General features: G+C 66.1%; 18 protein-coding genes. 1 reads left to right on the forward strand and 17 read right to left on the reverse strand.

Annotated elements, in window-relative coordinates:
* From AC1D2O_RS31990 to AC1D2O_RS32070, 17 genes are all read right to left on the reverse strand, one after another.
* A partial coding sequence (locus AC1D2O_RS31990; RefSeq protein WP_478158499.1) for a hypothetical protein occupies positions 1-335 on the reverse strand: 335 nt, incomplete at its 3' end.
* Between the two features lie 212 nt (positions 336-547).
* A complete protein-coding gene (locus AC1D2O_RS31995; RefSeq protein ID WP_478090765.1) occupies positions 548-1,933 on the reverse strand; it encodes a TolC family protein in 1,386 nt (461 codons plus the stop codon).
* A 35-nt stretch (positions 1,934-1,968) separates the two neighbouring features.
* On the reverse strand, positions 1,969-3,189 hold the full coding sequence (locus AC1D2O_RS32000) for an HlyD family secretion protein (protein ID WP_478090766.1): 1,221 nt from the start codon (positions 3,187-3,189) through the stop codon (positions 1,969-1,971).
* Entirely contained in the window at positions 3,189-3,857 is a 669-nt protein-coding gene (locus AC1D2O_RS32005; protein ID WP_478158500.1) for a DUF3302 domain-containing protein, read from the reverse strand. The genes AC1D2O_RS32000 and AC1D2O_RS32005 overlap by 1 nt, the downstream gene beginning before the upstream one ends.
* A gap of 36 nt (positions 3,858-3,893) precedes the next feature.
* On the reverse strand, positions 3,894-4,262 hold the full coding sequence (locus AC1D2O_RS32010) for a response regulator (protein WP_478090768.1): 369 nt from the start codon (positions 4,260-4,262) through the stop codon (positions 3,894-3,896).
* Positions 4,263-4,511: 249 nt separating this feature from the next.
* Positions 4,512-4,925, reverse strand: a complete 414-nt coding sequence (locus tag AC1D2O_RS32015) for a hypothetical protein (protein ID WP_478090769.1) — start codon at positions 4,923-4,925, stop codon at positions 4,512-4,514.
* A gap of 111 nt (positions 4,926-5,036) precedes the next feature.
* Positions 5,037-5,534, reverse strand: coding sequence for a hypothetical protein (locus AC1D2O_RS32020; protein WP_478090770.1), 498 nt, complete (start codon positions 5,532-5,534; stop codon positions 5,037-5,039).
* A 188-nt stretch (positions 5,535-5,722) separates the two neighbouring features.
* The gene (locus AC1D2O_RS32025) at positions 5,723-6,469 is read right to left on the reverse strand and encodes an ion transporter (RefSeq protein WP_478090771.1); all 747 of its coding nucleotides are present in this window, start codon (positions 6,467-6,469) and stop codon (positions 5,723-5,725) included.
* Positions 6,420-7,250, reverse strand: a complete 831-nt coding sequence (locus AC1D2O_RS32030) for a c-type cytochrome (RefSeq protein WP_478090772.1) — start codon at positions 7,248-7,250, stop codon at positions 6,420-6,422. Before AC1D2O_RS32030 ends, AC1D2O_RS32025 begins: the two co-directional genes overlap by 50 nt.
* Positions 7,247-8,887, reverse strand: a complete 1,641-nt coding sequence (locus tag AC1D2O_RS32035; RefSeq protein WP_478158501.1) for a cbb3-type cytochrome c oxidase subunit I — start codon at positions 8,885-8,887, stop codon at positions 7,247-7,249. Before AC1D2O_RS32035 ends, AC1D2O_RS32030 begins: the two co-directional genes overlap by 4 nt.
* Positions 8,850-9,413 carry a cupredoxin domain-containing protein gene (locus AC1D2O_RS32040; RefSeq protein WP_478090774.1) on the reverse strand — a complete coding sequence of 188 codons (564 nt, stop codon included), beginning with the start codon at positions 9,411-9,413 and terminating at the stop codon, positions 8,850-8,852. Before AC1D2O_RS32040 ends, AC1D2O_RS32035 begins: the two co-directional genes overlap by 38 nt.
* Positions 9,406-9,624: a hypothetical protein gene (locus AC1D2O_RS32045; protein WP_478090775.1), complete on the reverse strand. Its 219-nt coding sequence runs from the start codon at positions 9,622-9,624 to the stop codon at positions 9,406-9,408. Before AC1D2O_RS32045 ends, AC1D2O_RS32040 begins: the two co-directional genes overlap by 8 nt.
* Positions 9,625-9,629: 5 nt before the next feature.
* On the reverse strand, positions 9,630-11,864 hold the full coding sequence (locus AC1D2O_RS32050; RefSeq protein ID WP_478158502.1) for a xanthine dehydrogenase family protein molybdopterin-binding subunit: 2,235 nt from the start codon (positions 11,862-11,864) through the stop codon (positions 9,630-9,632).
* A gap of 9 nt (positions 11,865-11,873) precedes the next feature.
* Positions 11,874-12,344 (reverse strand): (2Fe-2S)-binding protein, encoded by a 471-nt coding sequence (locus tag AC1D2O_RS32055; protein WP_478091734.1) that lies wholly within the window; start codon positions 12,342-12,344, stop codon positions 11,874-11,876.
* A 69-nt stretch (positions 12,345-12,413) separates the two neighbouring features.
* Complete coding sequence (locus AC1D2O_RS32060; RefSeq protein ID WP_478158503.1) at positions 12,414-13,901, reverse strand: arylsulfatase; 1,488 nt, start codon at positions 13,899-13,901, stop codon at positions 12,414-12,416.
* Positions 13,902-14,068: 167 nt separating this feature from the next.
* The gene (locus AC1D2O_RS32065) at positions 14,069-14,464 is read right to left on the reverse strand and encodes a hypothetical protein (RefSeq protein ID WP_477650831.1); all 396 of its coding nucleotides are present in this window, start codon (positions 14,462-14,464) and stop codon (positions 14,069-14,071) included.
* Between the two features lie 125 nt (positions 14,465-14,589).
* Positions 14,590-14,832: a hypothetical protein gene (locus AC1D2O_RS32070; protein ID WP_478158504.1), complete on the reverse strand. Its 243-nt coding sequence runs from the start codon at positions 14,830-14,832 to the stop codon at positions 14,590-14,592.
* 22 nt (positions 14,833-14,854) lie between these two features.
* Here AC1D2O_RS32070 and AC1D2O_RS32075 point away from each other — a divergent pair, with 22 nt between their 5' ends.
* Positions 14,855-15,469: a response regulator transcription factor gene (locus AC1D2O_RS32075; protein WP_478094561.1), complete on the forward strand. Its 615-nt coding sequence runs from the start codon at positions 14,855-14,857 to the stop codon at positions 15,467-15,469.
* Positions 15,470-15,473 lie beyond the last annotated feature (4 nt).

The following is a 15,473-nucleotide window of genomic DNA, read 5'->3' on the forward strand; positions in this document are numbered from 1 at the left end:
CCGCCGATGCTGGTGGTGTAGTAGTTGTCGATGTAGGTCGCGATGCCGCCGATGACCGCGATCATCACGGTGGCGATCCCGGCGAACAGCGCCACGCCCAGCGTGTGGCGGCCGATGCCCCACTGGTGCGCCCATTCGAGCCAGTGCGGCAGGTGGTGGGTGCCAAGCGCATCGTCGAGCACCAGTTTGAGGGGCCAGGGGGCGGCCAGGCTCATGACGATCTCCACCATCATGGCGGCGAACACGATCACCAGCCAGGCGTGGTAGGGCTTCAGGAGACCGAGCACGAGTCGCGTCATGTCCTGGCGCTGCGTCTTGGCGGCGTGCTTGGCCACCCGGGTTGCCGAGGCCTGCGGGCGTTCAGTGTCAACTTGGGCTGGCGTCGCGCTTGTTGGATCTGTGGGCGTTGATCGTGACATGTCGAGAAATAGAGAAGAAGACGCGAAGTTTCAAGAGCTCGAGCGCAAGACTCAAAGATAAGGTGTGGTTTGACCTGGACATCCGATCGTTTCATCAGGGCTGGGATTTACCTGTCGCTTTACCCCCTTCAGTTGGCAGATGGTGAAGATGCGACTTCCATGGGTGGCAAATCGAATCCCCCGCCCAGCGCCAAATACAAATTGGTGCGCTGAGCCAACCGTTCGGACTGCACGCGCAGCCGGGAAGTGCGCGCGGCATAGAGCGTCAGCTGGCTTTGCTCGACCGTGCGCAGGTCGACGCTGCCGATGCGGTACTGGGTGCGCGCGAGCTCCAGCGCATCCGAACTGTCGCGGATCGTCGCCGTGAGAATGACCTCGCGTTCGCGAAGGACCGACTCGGTACCCAGCGCGCCTTCGACCTCGCCGAATGCCCGCTGGCCTGCGCGCGCGTACTCGGCCACCGCCTGCTTCTGCTCGGCCGTCCGTATCTCGGCCTGCGCGCGAAGCGCACCTCCCTGGTAAATCGGCGCGATCAGGTTAGCTCCCAGACTCCAGACCGGACTGCTGACGTCCTTCAGCACGATCAGTTCGCTCGACACATTGCTGCCGCCCGCCGTCAGGCTGATCCGCGGGAGCTGCGCGGCCTTGGCTTCGCCCACGCGATCGAACGCGGCGGCGACACGCCGCTCGGCGGCCACCAGGTCGGGGCGGCGCTCCAACAACTCCGAGGGCACGCCCACGGGCAACGGTGGTGGCATCGGCGAAAGCCGGTCCGCCACGGCGATCTCCGCCGTGGGATAGCGGCCGACGAGCAGCTCGAGAGAACGCCGGGCCTGCTCACGTGCGAGTTCGACCTGCTTCAGCGTGTCGCGGTATGTGCCCGCGCTCGCGCGTGCCTGCGCCACCGCCGCAGCGTTGCCGTTGCCGATGCGAAGGCGGTCGTCCGCCATCCGCAGCAGGGCTTCGGAGGAGGTCAGCGCATCCTGCGCGATCGCGCGCTGCAAGCCGGCCTCGACGGCCAGGAACCACGCCTTGGCCACCGTGGCCGCCAGCGATTGGCGCGCATAGGCGTAGTCGGCCTCGGCGGCAGCGGACATTTCATTGGCTGCCGCCTTGCCGTAGCGCAGGCGGCCCCAGACGTCGAGTTCCAGCGATGCATTGAGGAAGACTCCGTCCAGACCGCCACCACCACCCGACTTGCCGCCGCCCAGCCCGATCACACCCGCCGAGGGCAACAAGGTGGCGGATGCCACCTTCACGTAGCCCGCAGCCTGTTCGACCCGCGCCGCGGCCACCCTCAGGTCGGCGTTGTAAATCAGGGCCTCTTTGACGAGGGCGGTCAACGCGGGCTCCTCGAAGGTCGCTAGCCAGCGGTCAGCCACCGGCGCCGCTGCGCCGCCGCCCGCCCGGAACGACGCCGGCAGGGGCGCCTGCGGCAGCACCTCCTTCTGCAGGTCGGCGGCCGTCGGCGGCGACTTGAGCGCACAGCCCGACAGCGCCGCCACCAGCGCCATCGCGAGAATGCGTCGGTGAAACAGAGGTGTGTGCATCAGTGCAGCTTCAACACGAGGTAGTTGGTGATGGCGCCGACGCGAAGGATCACCATGCGCACGATGTGGATCGCCGCAAAGTGATCCGTGTAGACCGCGCCCTGGCCATCCGCGCCGGCGGCGAGGAACAGCCCGGCGTCCTGCTGATCGACGATGAGCTTGACGGGGAAGCGGCCCGGCACCTGCGGGAAGGCGCCCGTCTGCGGCAGCGTGCCCGACGGCGGCACTTGACCCTGGCCCTGCGCCCAGACGATGGAGTCGACTGTTGCGGGGATGATGCGGCCCGCGTACGTCTTGAGCGTGAATTCTGCCCGGTTGCCCGGTTCGACAAGGCGCAGCTCGTTCTGATCGAAGAGCGCAATCACCTGGTAGGTTTCCTCGACGAAGGTCATCGCGGGCGCCAGGGGCACCGAAACCACGAAGGAGCCCGGCCGCAACTGCACATTGATCGCGTAGCCGTTGGCCGGCGCGAACACGGCGGTCTGGTCGAGGTTCCACTGCGCATTGCCGAGCTCCGCGCGGCTGATGTCGACCTGCGCCTTGGCGGTCGCGAGCTGGGCCCGGGCCGACGCGACCGACGCCTGTTCGCCATTGACCCGCCCCGACAGCTTCTGCGAGACCTGAGCCTCGTTCGCCGTCGCGGTCGCGAGCTGGCCTTGCAGTTCGATCAGGTTGGACTCGGCCTGTTCCAGCGCGAACTTGTCACCTGCACCGGTGGCCACCAGTTCCTTGTTCTGCCGCACCCGCAGTCGTGCCAGCTCCAACCTGGGCTGCAGCGACCTGACCTGTCCTGTGGCCGCCTTGAGCTGCTCCTGCAATTGCCGTGCGCCGGCCGAGGCATCGACCAGTGCGGCACCGGCCTGCGCGAACTTCGCCTCGTCGGCGGCAAGCCTGGCCTTGGCGGCGCTGAGTTCGTTCTCGTATTGGGTCGGGTCGATGCGGAACAGCAGCTCGCCTTTCTTCACGAGCCTGTTGGGTTCGACCGGCACCTCCAGAACCCGGCCGCGCACCTGCGGCACGATCTGCACCACGTACTTGATGACCCGGACATCGGCCGACGAGGGCGCCACGACGTTGAGCGTGAAGATCATCGCGCTCAGCGCGACGATCGGAATGATCACGACCGTGACTTGCGTCCCGGTGTTCCACGGCAGCCACTTCAGCTTGATGAAGAAGAGCCAGACGAAGAAGGCGTAGATGGCAAGGAGCAGTGCTTCCATCAGGTGTTCGCCTCCTTGGCCATGGCGGCATCGACTTCTGCTGCCTCGGCTGCCGGCATCGCCACGGTCAGGTCCCTGCGCAACACCTTGAGGTCGGCGGTCAGCGTGCCCTTGGCAGCCATCACGTCGAGTTCCTCGCGCAGGTGGGCGACCTCATGCGCCAACAATTCGCCCGCCCGCGCCTTGTCGCCCTGCTCGTGGAAGTAGTCCTCGTGCTTCTCGGTTCCGTACGCCAGCTGGTAGCCCACCGGCTTCACATAGGCCCACAGCCAGGCGATCGGCCACAGCAGACCGCCGAAGAACAGCGACAGCAGGCACAGCATCTTGATGGCGTCCCGTTGGGGGTGATGCCGCTTGTGCGCGATCTTTTCCGGCAGGACATGCAACATCCAGAACAGCACAATCGCCGCGACGGGCACCGCGAAGATGATGAACCACGCCAGCCCCGTTGCCGCCGAGGCCATCATCTCGGGCGGGAGAAAGGATGCGTGGGCGCCGAAAGGAACGACCCATCCAGCCACGCCCAGCGAGGCTGAAACGAACCTCGGGCTTCGACCGGGAGGCGGCCTCTGCTCCCTTTCTGTCAGCGCGGGAATCGCGATCCTGTTTATCCGGCGAGCTTGCATCTGACGTTCTTCTGGCTTCTTCTGGCAATTGGCAAGCCTCACCAGCTACGTGGCAATGTGCTTGCAGCACCTTCGGGCTCATCTCGGATCCGAGCGCACGCGACGCACCGCGGCGCGCAGCTCGCGCACGCTGACCGGCCGCTCGAGGAAATCCGTCGCCTCCAGGCGCGCGATATCCACGGCCGTGCGAAAAGCGGTGTGCGGACCCAGGACGATCACGGGCAGAGGTACGCCTCGGCGCCTCAACTCGCGCGCCAGTCTGAGCGTCGCTGCCTCGTCCACATCGGCCGACGCAATCAGGCAATGACCCGAACCACAGGGCGGTCGGGCAAGAAAGTCTTCGCCGTCGTCCACAAACAAGACCACGTCGGTGATCCGTCGGAGCGCCGATTCGATCCAGGCGCGCTCATCCGCCTTGAATCCGACGACGTAGACGGTGGTGGACATGAATTCGGCGTCTCCCGAGGCAGTAAAGGTGGTGCTGGATCCCAGCGATGACCAGCTTCCGTGGCGATCGCCCGCGGCCGAAGCACATCGCCAAGCGCAGCGCACTTCGAGTCCGCTTCCGTTCGCCTGGACCGAACCGGAAACCAATGGTGAGGCCATCAGGGCGATGCGACCATCCCGGCGATCACGGGCCATCACGTACGTAGACGCGCGAAAACCCTGGCAGCCTTCATGCGCCATCAACCATTGCTAGCGACCGAAGCCGACGAAGGCGGGACCGCCCCAGCCACCCCAGCCACCCCAGCCCATGGCATCCATCTCGTTCACCTGGGCGGCCTCGAGATTGTTGTTGCTTAGTTGCTTGGCCACGCGCAGCCGTTGGTAGTCCTGGTACTGAGGCAGTCTGCCGACGTAGGCGACGTTGTTCATCGAATCCGGCAGGACGTAGTAGGTCGTTCCCTGGTAGTTGACGGGCGACACCTTGTCCTTCGGGAGCTTCGCGAGCGTGGCCTGCTGGTCCGGCTTCGTGGGTGTGATGACCTTGAAGCCGGCGGCGATGGCCAGATTGTCATTGCCGAGCGCACCGTTGGTGGCGCAGCCAATGACCAGTGCGAAGGAGGTCGCAGCGGCCAGGTATTTCAATGCAGCGAATCGTTGGTTCATGGTTGTTCATCCAATGAGGATTTATTGGCGGGAAGCGATGATGGACTCCGAGCACGCCGCAGGTGTATCCGGGCGGTCACCGACACTACGTACGAGATGCACGTGGCTCGCCTACTTTCCACCCAGCTCGATCTCGGGGTTCTCGCCGGTGTCGTAGCGCGCCACCACGCCGGCGGGATTGAAATAGACATAGAAAAGACGCGGCATGTAGTTGTCCATGTACTGCCAGCTCCAGACGACGCCATCGAACGAGGACACCCGCGTGACCTGATACGGCTTGCCATAGGCACGCAGCACATCGGACTCGGTCCATTTGCCGATCTGGATCGGGTTGTTGTTGAGCGGATTGGTCAGCATCGAGCGCACCGCGACGACCCGGCCGGCCGCATCAAGGTCGACGTTGTCGACCTGGTAGCCCGCGGGCTCGCGCGAGTACTGCAGCCGTTCGCCGCCATCCGACAGCAGGTAGGTGGCGCTCGGCTTGCCCAGCTGCTGCAGCGCCTGGGTGCGTGTCGAGCCTATCGGCAGGCGCGCGGGGTCGGCCGCGCAGCCGGCAAGCGCGGCCCACAGGACTGTCGCCGCAACCCGTACCGTCCAAACCGCTTGCATGAATGTCTCCTGCCGAAACACGAAGTCGAGGAAAACGGGCGACGTATCGGCCGACCGGAACGATGGTGAAGGCCCGAAGGCCCTTCTCTTGCGATCGTCGGTCCATCCTCCCGAGGGGGCAATCCCGGCGGCCACTCAATCCACGTACGTGTACGCGCCGCGAGCCCACGGCCCAGCGCCGGCGAGCGTCATGGGCCGTACTCGTTCTGCCAGGGCGGCAGCCGCTCCCCGCAGTCGCTGCAGTACTGCGCGGCCGGCGAGTGCCCCTCGCTCAGGCATTCGTGGCAGGTCCGGGTCGTGGGTTCGTGCGTCGTGCGCAGGGCCGTGAACTCGGCGCTCACGATGCCGGTGGGCACCGCCAGCGTGCTCCAGCCGAGCAGCATCATGAGCGAGGTAATCATGCGGCCGAGGTCGGTGTGCGGCGTGATGTCGCCGAAGCCGACCGTCGTCATGGTCGTGATCGCCCAGTACACGCCGACCGGGATGCTCGTGTACCCGTGGACGGGCCCTTCGACCACGTACATCAGCGTGCCCATGATCAGGACAACCAGCATCACGAAGGCCATGAAAACGAGGATCTTGCGTCGGGACGCGGCCAGCGCGCGGCCCAGCACGCCGAACTCATAAACGTACTCGGTGAGCTTCAGGATCCGGAACAGGCGCAGCAATCGCAGCACGCGCACGTCGATCAGCGCATGCAGGCCCGGCACGAAGACGGCGAGGTAGGTCGGCAGCACGGCCAGCAGGTCGATGATGCCGAACACGCTTCGCGCGTACCGCAGCGGCCGCTGGACGCAGGCGAGGCGGGCGGCATATTCCAGCGTGAACGCCAGCTGCTGGTGCAGGGGTTCGCGCCCGTCATGCGGGCTGCTCCTGCCCGTCCACCTATCGATCGGGCGTGCCGCCCAGGCCCGAATAGTAGGCCGCGAGGGCACTGATCTCCTGCGCGGTCAACTGGCGCGCGACGCTGCGCATCTGGGCGCTGATGTCGTTGTGCCGACGGCCCGAGGCAAGTGCCAGCAGCTGCACTTCCAGGTAGGCGCGCTGCTGGCCTTGCAGGCCCGGCGCGCCCGGCGTGAGCCCCATCGGACCGTGGCAGGCCGCACAGGCCGCGATGCCGCGCAGCGGATCGCCGACCTCGACCAGCCGGCGCGCCATTGCATCGGCCGACGCGCCCGCCGCTTCGGCACCCGCAAAGGGATCAGGCAGCGCGGCATAGTGCGCCGCGAGATCGCGCACGTCCTGGGGCGACAGCGCCGAAACGTACGCACCCATCACGGCGGCATCGCGCCTGCCGCTGCGGAAATCCTCGAGCTGCTTGTAGATGGCGGCTTGGCTCTGTCCGGCAAGATTGGGGAAAATGGCGTCCGTGCCTACCCCAGTGGCGCCGTGGCAGTTATTGCAGGTGGTGGCCGCGAGCGAAGCGCCCCGGGCCGCATCGCCTGCGGACAGGAACTGCCGCGTCGTCGCGGTCCATGCGACGTTCGAAGCCGGCGGTCCGGCTTGCACGGGCGCCTGTGGGTTGCGAACCGGAAGACCGATGGCGCTGCAGATGACATCCCACAGTCCCGGCTCGCCCGGCCCCGACCCCGCCGCCTGGCTCGCAGGCAGCCAGACGAACCCCACGGCGACCGCGGCGACGAGCAGCGCCGCAGTGGTCCCGATCCACACCGCAAAGCGGGCGTCGCGAGTCGGGGGAGTGCGGGAAGCGGTCATCGCGCCCCGACCGGATAGGTCGCCACGCCGCTGCGCTGAAGGAGCAGGACCTGCGCGATCGGGTAGCCATAGTTCACCACGGTCAACGCCGCCACGAGCAGGATCCAGACGCCGAAGCCGTTCAGCGATGCCGGCAATCGCGAAGGCGGACGCAGCGCCAGCGAGAACCGCAGCGGGGCCTGCGGGCTGGCCGCGCCGCGATGCGATGCCAGCAAACCGATCACCAGCAGCAGCGTCGAGACCACCAGGATCGCCCCGCCAACGGCCGAAATGCTCACCCAGATGGCTTGCGGCGCCAGCGCCGGATCGGAGAAGTCGTAGTAGGCCATGCGGCGGGGCTGGCCCATCATGCCGACCACGTGCCAGGGCAGCGTCACCACCAGCATGCCGATGAACCAGCTCCACAGCTGCCACTGCATGAGCTTCGGCGCAATCGCCCGGCCCGTCATCCGCGGCCACAGCTCATAGGCGATCGCGAAGTACATCATCACGACCGAGCCGCCGTAGATCAGGTGGAAATGCGCCGTCACGAACTGGGTGTTGTGCACGGTGGCGTTGAGCGCATAGCTCATGTTGATGAGGCCCCCCGCGCCTCCCAGGCCCAGCATGACGAGGGACAGCCCCGAGGCCAGCACGACGGGCCGGTCCCACGGCAGCGCTGCGACCCAGCCGAAGATGCCGCGCCCGCCCCGCAGACGCCCGGCGATCTCGAGCGAGGCGCAGATGGTGAAGATCGTCAGCAAGGTCGGCACGGCGACCATCCCGGTGAAGACGGCGTGCAGGAACTTGAAGCCGGCGCCGACCTGCGGATCGGCGAACAGATGGTGCATGCCGATCGGCATGGAGAAGACCAGCAGTTGCAGGAACGCGATGCGGCCCATCTTGTCGCTGTACAGCCGCCCCCCCGCAGACTGCGGCAGCAGCACGTAGAACGCGATGTAGGCGGGCATCAGCCAGAAGTACACAATGGCATGCAGGGTCCAGGAGAAGAGCATCCTCGCAAGCCCCGCGTCGAGCGTATCCGTCCACCCGAATGCGTTGGGCAGGATCAGGAAGGCGATCTCCGAGCCCACCCCCAGCGAAGTCCAGGACCACAGCAACGCGCCCGCCGTGGTGGCGAACATCGCGAGCGGAACCGGTTGCCCCGGATGGTCGCGCTTCCAGCGCCTGAAGTGCCACACCATGAGACCGACCCAGATCCACGAACCCGCGACCGCCAACAGGATGCCGCCGTAGTACCAGGGGCTTCCGAGCAGCGGCGGATAGAAGGTGTAGAGCACCGTCGCCTTGCCCGCGGCGACCGTGGCCAGCGCGATCAGGGCGCCCGCGCACACCATGGCCAGGGAGGTCCAGGCGAGCCGCATACCGTGCATCGGCCGGCCCAGTGAGACCGCGCAGACCGCATAGCCAAAGCCCATCACGATCAGGGTCGGGAATACATAGGCCAGCGTAGTGCCGTGGGCGGTGACCGCCACGTAGTAGCGCTCCGGGTCGACCCAGCGGTGCAACGGGCTGCGCACCCACATCTGCCACGCGCCTAGCAGGACGGCGACAGCGAGTGCCGAGAACGCCGCCCAGAAGTGGGCCAGCACGAGTCGACTACTGCCCTGCACAGGATGCCCTCGGCTGATGGCCATGGAGGCGTTCGAACTCGGTCCGCTCCAACACCTTAACGCGGGCCCACATCCCTTCGTGGCCCACGCTGCAATACTCATGGCAGGGCATCAGGTGATCGCCCGGCGCGTCGAAGCGCGTGCGGACCTCGGCGACATAGCCGGGTATGACCATGGTGTTTACGTTGGTCCCCGTGACGAGGAAGCCGTGGACCACGTCTGGGCTCGTGACACGGAATCTGACCAGCGTCCCGGCAGGCACCACGATGCACGAAGGGACGAACGAATACTGCTGCGCGATCAGCCGTACCACCGCCGTTCGGTCGGGTTGTATGGCTGTGCCGAGATTGCTTTCCATGAACTCGCCCGACAGGTGCAGCCGACTTGCATCGATCGTCTCGACGCTGGACGGCGACATCGCGGTCCATTGCAGGCCGGAATAGACCATCACCGCGAACACCACGGCGATCACGCCCGCCACCCCCCAGGACCATCGACGCTCGGACCGGTCGATGACCCGCGCGGCCGCCAGTTCGACAGACTCAGCCAATGGAGCCTCGCGGCGCAAAGACGAAGAAGAAGAACGCGATCCAGAGCGCGAGCAGGATGAACACGGCCAGGCCGGCCACGGCCAGTGCACCGCGCGGTCCCGCGGCAGCGATCGCCAGGAGCTCCTCCGGACTGCCGTGGAAGGCGACGTTCTCCGCCTGCACGGCGGCCGAGACGTGGTCCTGCGGGTGGCGATTCGACGAGGTGTCCATGCCTTCTACTTCGGTGTGGCGCCAGCGAGCGCGGCCAGCACCGCAGCCGGCCTGAACGGCACCGAGCGCAGGCGCGCTCCCGTGGCGTCCAGCACGGCATTGGCGATCGCGGAGGGCACGGCCGACGTGGTGGGCTCGCCTGCACCCCATGGCACTTCGCCGGGCCGATCGATCAGGTCGATGGCGACCTCCGGGACATCCGGAAAGGTCAGGATCGGATAGCTGGCCCAATCGAGGCTCGTGACCGCGTCGCGGTTGAACGCGAGTTGTTCCACCAGCGTGCGACTCACGGTCTGAACGACGTTGCCTTCGATCTGGTTGCGCAGCCCGTCCGGATTGATGATCTGGCCGCAGTCGTGGACAACAAAAACGCGCTCGACGTGGATCTGCCCGCTGCGCCGGTCGACGGCCACGTCCGCGACCAGGCCCACGTAGGTGCGAACCAGTTCGTACTTCGCGTAGCTGACCCCGCGGCCTCGGGCCAGTGGGCCCGTGTCGCGCACGCGGGTGCCGCGGGGCTGCCATTTCGCGAACTGGCGAAGGCGCTCGAGCAGTTCCAGGCCGCGCTTGTCGCTCAGGCGGCGAACTCGGAATTCGAGCGGATCGACTCCGGTCGCGGCCGCGATCTCGTCAATGAAGCTCTCGTTGCCGAAGGTATTCTGCATGCGCCCAGGGGCGCGGATCCAGGCGGCCGGCAGCGGCGTGTCGTGCAACCAGTGCGCCGTCAGCTTGCTACCGGGCAGGTCGTAGGGAATGCCCAGTCCCGGGTTGTAGGTGCCGGGGCTGTCCGGGCCCTCCTTCGGCAGGCCTGCCAGCACGGCCCCCAGCAGGGTCACGCCGGAACGCTTCATCGGGCGCTCGGGCAGGAAGATGTCGGCTTCCCATGCCGCGACCTGACCCCGAGGATCAATCCTCGCGCGATAGTCCAGCAAAGTCGGCGGACCCTTCGGGTCCCAGCCATGCTCGTCGTGCCGCATCCACTGCAGCCGCACCGGGCGCCCGATCTGCACTGCAATCAGCGCCGCCTCCGACGAGCAGTCGTCGGACCCGTTGCGGCCGTAGCATCCGGCCCCCTCGACGTAGATGCAGCGCACGCGCTCCTCGGACAGCCGCAGCATCGTGGCCAATTGCCGTCGCAGCAGGTGGCTCGCCTGCGACGGGGTCCAGACGGTGAGCGCGCCCTCCTTGAAATCGGCGACCGCGCACGACGGACCGATCGAGCCATGCGTGTTCAGCGGGAAGTCGTAGCTCGCGCGCAGCTGCCGGCCGGCGCCGGCCAGCGCGGCGGTTGGCCCGGCCGTGCTTTGCAGCACCTCGTCGCGATCGACCTTCGCGCCGCGCATCCAGGCCTCGAGGCGGGCATCGTCGGGCAGGCCCTCGCCGGCGCCCCACTTCGCCACGAGCGCGCGCGATGCCCGCACGGCGGCCCATTCGTCATTCGCCACCACGGCGAGGAAGTCGCCCTGGCGCACGGCGCGCAGGTAGCCGGGGATGCCTCGGCACGGGGTGTCGTCCCATGATTCGAGCCTGGCGCCCAGGGCTGCGGGATGCACCATGCGTGCGTGCACCATGCCCGGCAGCCGGACGTCATGCACGAATTCGAAAGTGCCGAAGATCTTGGCCGGAATGTCGAGACGGCGAACAGGCGTGCCGACGATCCGGTAGTCCTTCGGGTCCTTCGTGCGCACCGCCGGGTCGAGCTTCATCGACAGGCTGCGGCCCTGCAGGAGGGCCGCATACGTGACGCCTGGGCCGCCCGCCCGCGACGCCACAGTGCCCGCCTGCACCAGCAGCTGGTCCCTGGCAACGCCCAGGCGGGCCGCGGCCTGGTCCAGCAGAGACTCGCGCGCCGTCGCTGCCGCCTTGCGGATCTGCATGCCGCCGGCCTGGATTGAGAGGCTCGAGTCGGTCGGATGCTGGTCGGGCGTGAGCAAGGTGTCGCCCTGGATCATCGTGACCCGATCCAGCGGTACATCGAGTTCTTCGGCGACGATCTGCGTCAAGGCCGTGAGCACGCCGGTTCCAAGCTCCACCTTGCCGCTGTAGAGCGTGACACGTCCCTGGCTGTCGATCGCAAGGAACCCGCCGACCTCGCCCGCGTCGACGCTCTTGCCTATTGCTGTCGTGCCCGCCCCTTGCGCGAACGCGATGCCCGGTCGCGGCGCGAAGACGAAACTCACCACGAGCACACCGCTGCCGTGCAGAAGTGCGCGACGGGAAAGCGGAGCGAGGCGGGCCATTCGAAACGCTCAGGCCATCTGCTCTGCGGCCCGCATCACGGCGCGCAGGATGCGCACGTGCGTGCCGCACTTGCACAGGTTGGCAGCCAGCGCCTGTCTCACCTGGGCTTCGGTCGGGTGCCGGTTGCTCGCGAGGAAAGCCGCTGCCTGCATGATCATTCCGTTGATGCAGTAGCCGCATTGCGCGGCCTGTTCGTCGATGAAGGCCTGTTGCAGGGGATGTGGCTTCTCGGGCGTACCGAGGCCTTCGAGAGTCACAATCCGGGCGCCGGCCACAGCCGAGACGGGCATCACGCAGCTGCGCAGCGCCTCACCGTCGTAGTGCACGGTGCAGGCGCCGCATTGCGCCAGGCCACAGCCGAAGTGCATGCCGTGCAAGCCGAGCTGATTGCGCAACGCATAGAGCAGCGGCATGGCCGGATCGTCGGCCTGCAGCACCTCGGACTTGCCATTGACAGTCAACGCGATGGTCGTGGCCACGGTCCGCTTTCGAAGGTGAGTGCCTGGTCCGGCCTCCGGTGCCGGAGCCAGGCGTGGGTCAATGACACGTCAATGTGCGGCGCTGGACGATTCCTGCAGTTTCCGCATGAGCTCATCGAGATTGAACGCGGCCGGCTTCTGGCGCGGCGGGAACTTCTCGAACGCTTCCATCTGCTGCGCGACCGCACTCTGCATCGCGTAGACGATGTAGGCGTGCGAGATGACCCAGTCCCAGTAGGTGTTGGAGTTCTCGTCGGCCCGCTCGAACGGATCGCGCCGCAGATGGAACATCTTGGGTGCCCGGTACTTGACGAAGGGCTCGAACCAGCACTGCAGCGTCTTGGCGCGCTGCTCCATCAACACGACCTTCCAGTCGTGCATGCGGATCGCCATGATGTCCCCGTCATCGCTGATGTAGAAGAACGACTGCCTCGGGCTCTCCTGCACCTGGCCGCTCAGGTACGGCAGCATGTTGTAGCCGTCGATGTGTACCTTGAAGCTCTTCTCGCCGACCGTGCAGCCTTCGAGCAGCTTCTCCTTGACATCGTCTTCGCCGGCCGCAGCCAGAAGCGTCGGCAGCCAGTCCTGGTGCGACACGATGCCGTTGATGACCGTGCCGGCCTTGAACCTGCCGGGCCAGCGCACGAAGCACGGCACGCGCCAGCCGCCTTCCCAGTTGGTGTTCTTCTCGGCCCTGTAGGGCGTGATGCCGGCGTCGGGCCAGCTGTTGTAGTGCGGACCGTTGTCGGTGGAGTACATCACGATCGTGTCTTCAGTGATGCCCAGTTCGTCGAGCTTGTCGAGCATCTGCCCGATGTGCTCGTCGTGCGCGACCATCACGTCGTTGTAGTCGCCCTGTCCGCTCTTGCCCTTGTGCTTTTCCGCGCAATGCGTCCTGAAATGCATCGCCGTCGTGTTGTACCAGAGAAAGAAGGGCTTCTGGTCGGCATGGCACTTGTCGATGAAATCGAGTGCCTTCCCGGTCGTTTCGTCGTCGATCGTCTCCATCCGCTTCTTCGTCAGCGGGCCCGTGTTCTCAATGGTTTGTCCGCCCTTGCCATCGGCCAGGCAATGCAGCACGCCGCGCGGGCCGAAGCGCTTCTTGAACGCGGGGTCCTTCGGATAGTCCGGATCCTCGGGCTCTTCTTCGGCGTTGAGGTGGTAGAGATTGCCGAAGAACTCGTCGAAACCATGCATCGTGGGCAGGTACTCGTCCTTGTCGCCCAGATGGTTCTTGCCGAACTGGCCGCAGGTGTAGCCATGCGGCTTCAGCATCTCGGCGATGGTCGGGTCCTCTGCGTGCAACCCCACCGACGCCCCGGGCATGCCAACCTTGGTCAGCCCGGTGCGGATCGGGTTCTGTCCCGTGATGAACGCCGCCCGGCCGGCCGTGCAGCTTTGCTGGGCGTAGTAGTCGGTAAAGGCAACGCCCTCGTTCGCGACCCGATCGATGTTCGGCGTCCGATAGCCCATCTGCCCACGGCTGTTGTAGCTGATGTTCCACCAACCCACGTCATCGCCCCAGAGAATCAGGATGTTGGGCTTCTTCGTCGTCATGGTTGTTCCTCGACATGGTTGAGGTGCCAGGCCACCTCGGGTCACCCTGGTAATGCTCAGTGATCTGCATACGGTGATCGCAGCACCCTGAGCCGGGGCGATGCTATGTCTGTCGAACCTGCCTGCCTATCCCGGTGACCACGCACGAGCACGTACGTGGCTTTCCGTCATTTGCGAATCTTCCAGCGCAGCACGTGGTTGATCAGGCTGCGAACGACGAGATATGGAATGACCGCCAGAATGACGGCCACCATGATGGTCTCGACCGGATACACCCAGCGCTGCACGATGAACTGGTAGATCGCATCGATGACGATCGCCAGCACGAACACCTTGCCCACGTGCTGCCAGCCTTCCTTCAGCAGGGCCCTGCGCTGCGCCGAATCGGTTGCCAGGGCCCAGAAGTAGAGCGGACGCCCGTCGCGCGCATCCTGCCGGCCGGCCCGGAACGCGAGGAAGGCCGCCATCAACGGCTGAACCACGAAGCGAAATGACAGCGGCGCATGCCTGCCGCTGGTGATGTCCGTCCAAGTACGGACGAAGGCGTTGACGATGAGATCCATGACTTGGGGCCCGTGGCACCGTGTGGGGCCACGGGCTCTGCACGCATTCTGGAATGCCGCCATGGCCCGGGGCAATCCTGGTGGTCACGGAGTGCCACGTACGTGGCTCAGCTCAGAGCAGAGCGTCACGCTCGGAAAGTGTCCGGTGCCTTGTCGATCGGCGACAGGAAGCGCACGAGGTCGATCTTGCTGCCGTCGATCAACAGCCGGTCGGACAGAAGCGTGTCCTTCACGCCGCGGTGCCGGTCATCATCTTGACGAACATCGGCTTGGTCAACGTTGCGTTGGCGTCGGCCGCCAGCGCGGCCCATGGGCGGCAAACTCTGGGCCTCGTACAATCCCGGCGGCGGAGCCTCGTTGAGCTTCACGCTTCCAAGTCTCCAATAGACCATGACCGAACCCACCGTATTCATCATCGATGACGACGAAGCCTATCGCGACTCGGTGCGCGAACTGGTCAACTCGATCGGCCTCGCCGCCGAGGTTCACAGTTCGGCGCCGGAGTTCCTCGAATCCTTCGATCCGTCGCGGCCCGGCTGCCTCGTGCTCGATGTGCGCATGGCTCGCATGAGCGGGCTCGCGCTTCAGCAGCGCCTGGTCGCGATCGGCGCGCGAATCCCGATCGTCTTCATCAGCGGCCATGGCGACATCACGATGGCGGTCAAGGCGATCAAGGACGGGGCCGTCGACTTCGTGCAGAAGCCCTACCGCGAGCAGCAGCTGCTGGACGCGATCGACGAGGCCTTGCGCCGCGATGCCGGCATGCGGTCGGCGCCTGTCGCCGATGTGCATCAGGGCCTGGCCAAGCGCATCGCCGCACTGACCGATCGCGAACGCGAGGTGATGTCGCTGGCACTCAAGGGCTTGCCGAGCAAGGTCATTGCCAAGGAGCTCGCGATCAGTCACCGCACGGTCGAGCAGCATCGCAGCCGGCTGCTTGAGAAGCTCAAGGTCAACTCGATTACCGATCTGCTGCGATTGAATCTCGAACTTTCGACCCAATAGCCAC

The sequence above is a fragment of the Variovorax sp. P1_G12 genome (genome assembly GCF_056405555.1).

What these genes read in the sequence shown, in the direction of transcription:
- AC1D2O_RS32030 (WP_478090772.1), bottom strand. Translation starts at nt 7,250, where the DNA reads ATGACCGCTTCCCGCACTCCCCCGACTCGCGACGCCCGCTTTGCGGTG.
- AC1D2O_RS32010 (WP_478090768.1), bottom strand. Translation starts at nt 4,262, where the DNA reads ATGTCCACCACCGTCTACGTCGTCGGATTCAAGGCGGATGAGCGCGCC.
- AC1D2O_RS32045 (WP_478090775.1), bottom strand. Translation starts at nt 9,624, where the DNA reads ATGGACACCTCGTCGAATCGCCACCCGCAGGACCACGTCTCGGCCGCC.
- AC1D2O_RS32015 (WP_478090769.1), bottom strand. Translation starts at nt 4,925, where the DNA reads ATGAACCAACGATTCGCTGCATTGAAATACCTGGCCGCTGCGACCTCC.
- AC1D2O_RS32050 (WP_478158502.1), bottom strand. Translation starts at nt 11,864, where the DNA reads ATGGCCCGCCTCGCTCCGCTTTCCCGTCGCGCACTTCTGCACGGCAGC.
- AC1D2O_RS32035 (WP_478158501.1), bottom strand. Translation starts at nt 8,887, where the DNA reads ATGGCCATCAGCCGAGGGCATCCTGTGCAGGGCAGTAGTCGACTCGTG.
- AC1D2O_RS32000 (WP_478090766.1), bottom strand. Translation starts at nt 3,189, where the DNA reads ATGGAAGCACTGCTCCTTGCCATCTACGCCTTCTTCGTCTGGCTCTTC.
- AC1D2O_RS32020 (WP_478090770.1), bottom strand. Translation starts at nt 5,534, where the DNA reads ATGCAAGCGGTTTGGACGGTACGGGTTGCGGCGACAGTCCTGTGGGCC.
- AC1D2O_RS32075 (WP_478094561.1), top strand. Translation starts at nt 14,855, where the DNA reads ATGACCGAACCCACCGTATTCATCATCGATGACGACGAAGCCTATCGC.
- AC1D2O_RS32065 (WP_477650831.1), bottom strand. Translation starts at nt 14,464, where the DNA reads ATGGATCTCATCGTCAACGCCTTCGTCCGTACTTGGACGGACATCACC.
- AC1D2O_RS31995 (WP_478090765.1), bottom strand. Translation starts at nt 1,933, where the DNA reads ATGGCGCTGGTGGCGGCGCTGTCGGGCTGTGCGCTCAAGTCGCCGCCG.
- AC1D2O_RS32060 (WP_478158503.1), bottom strand. Translation starts at nt 13,901, where the DNA reads ATGACGACGAAGAAGCCCAACATCCTGATTCTCTGGGGCGATGACGTG.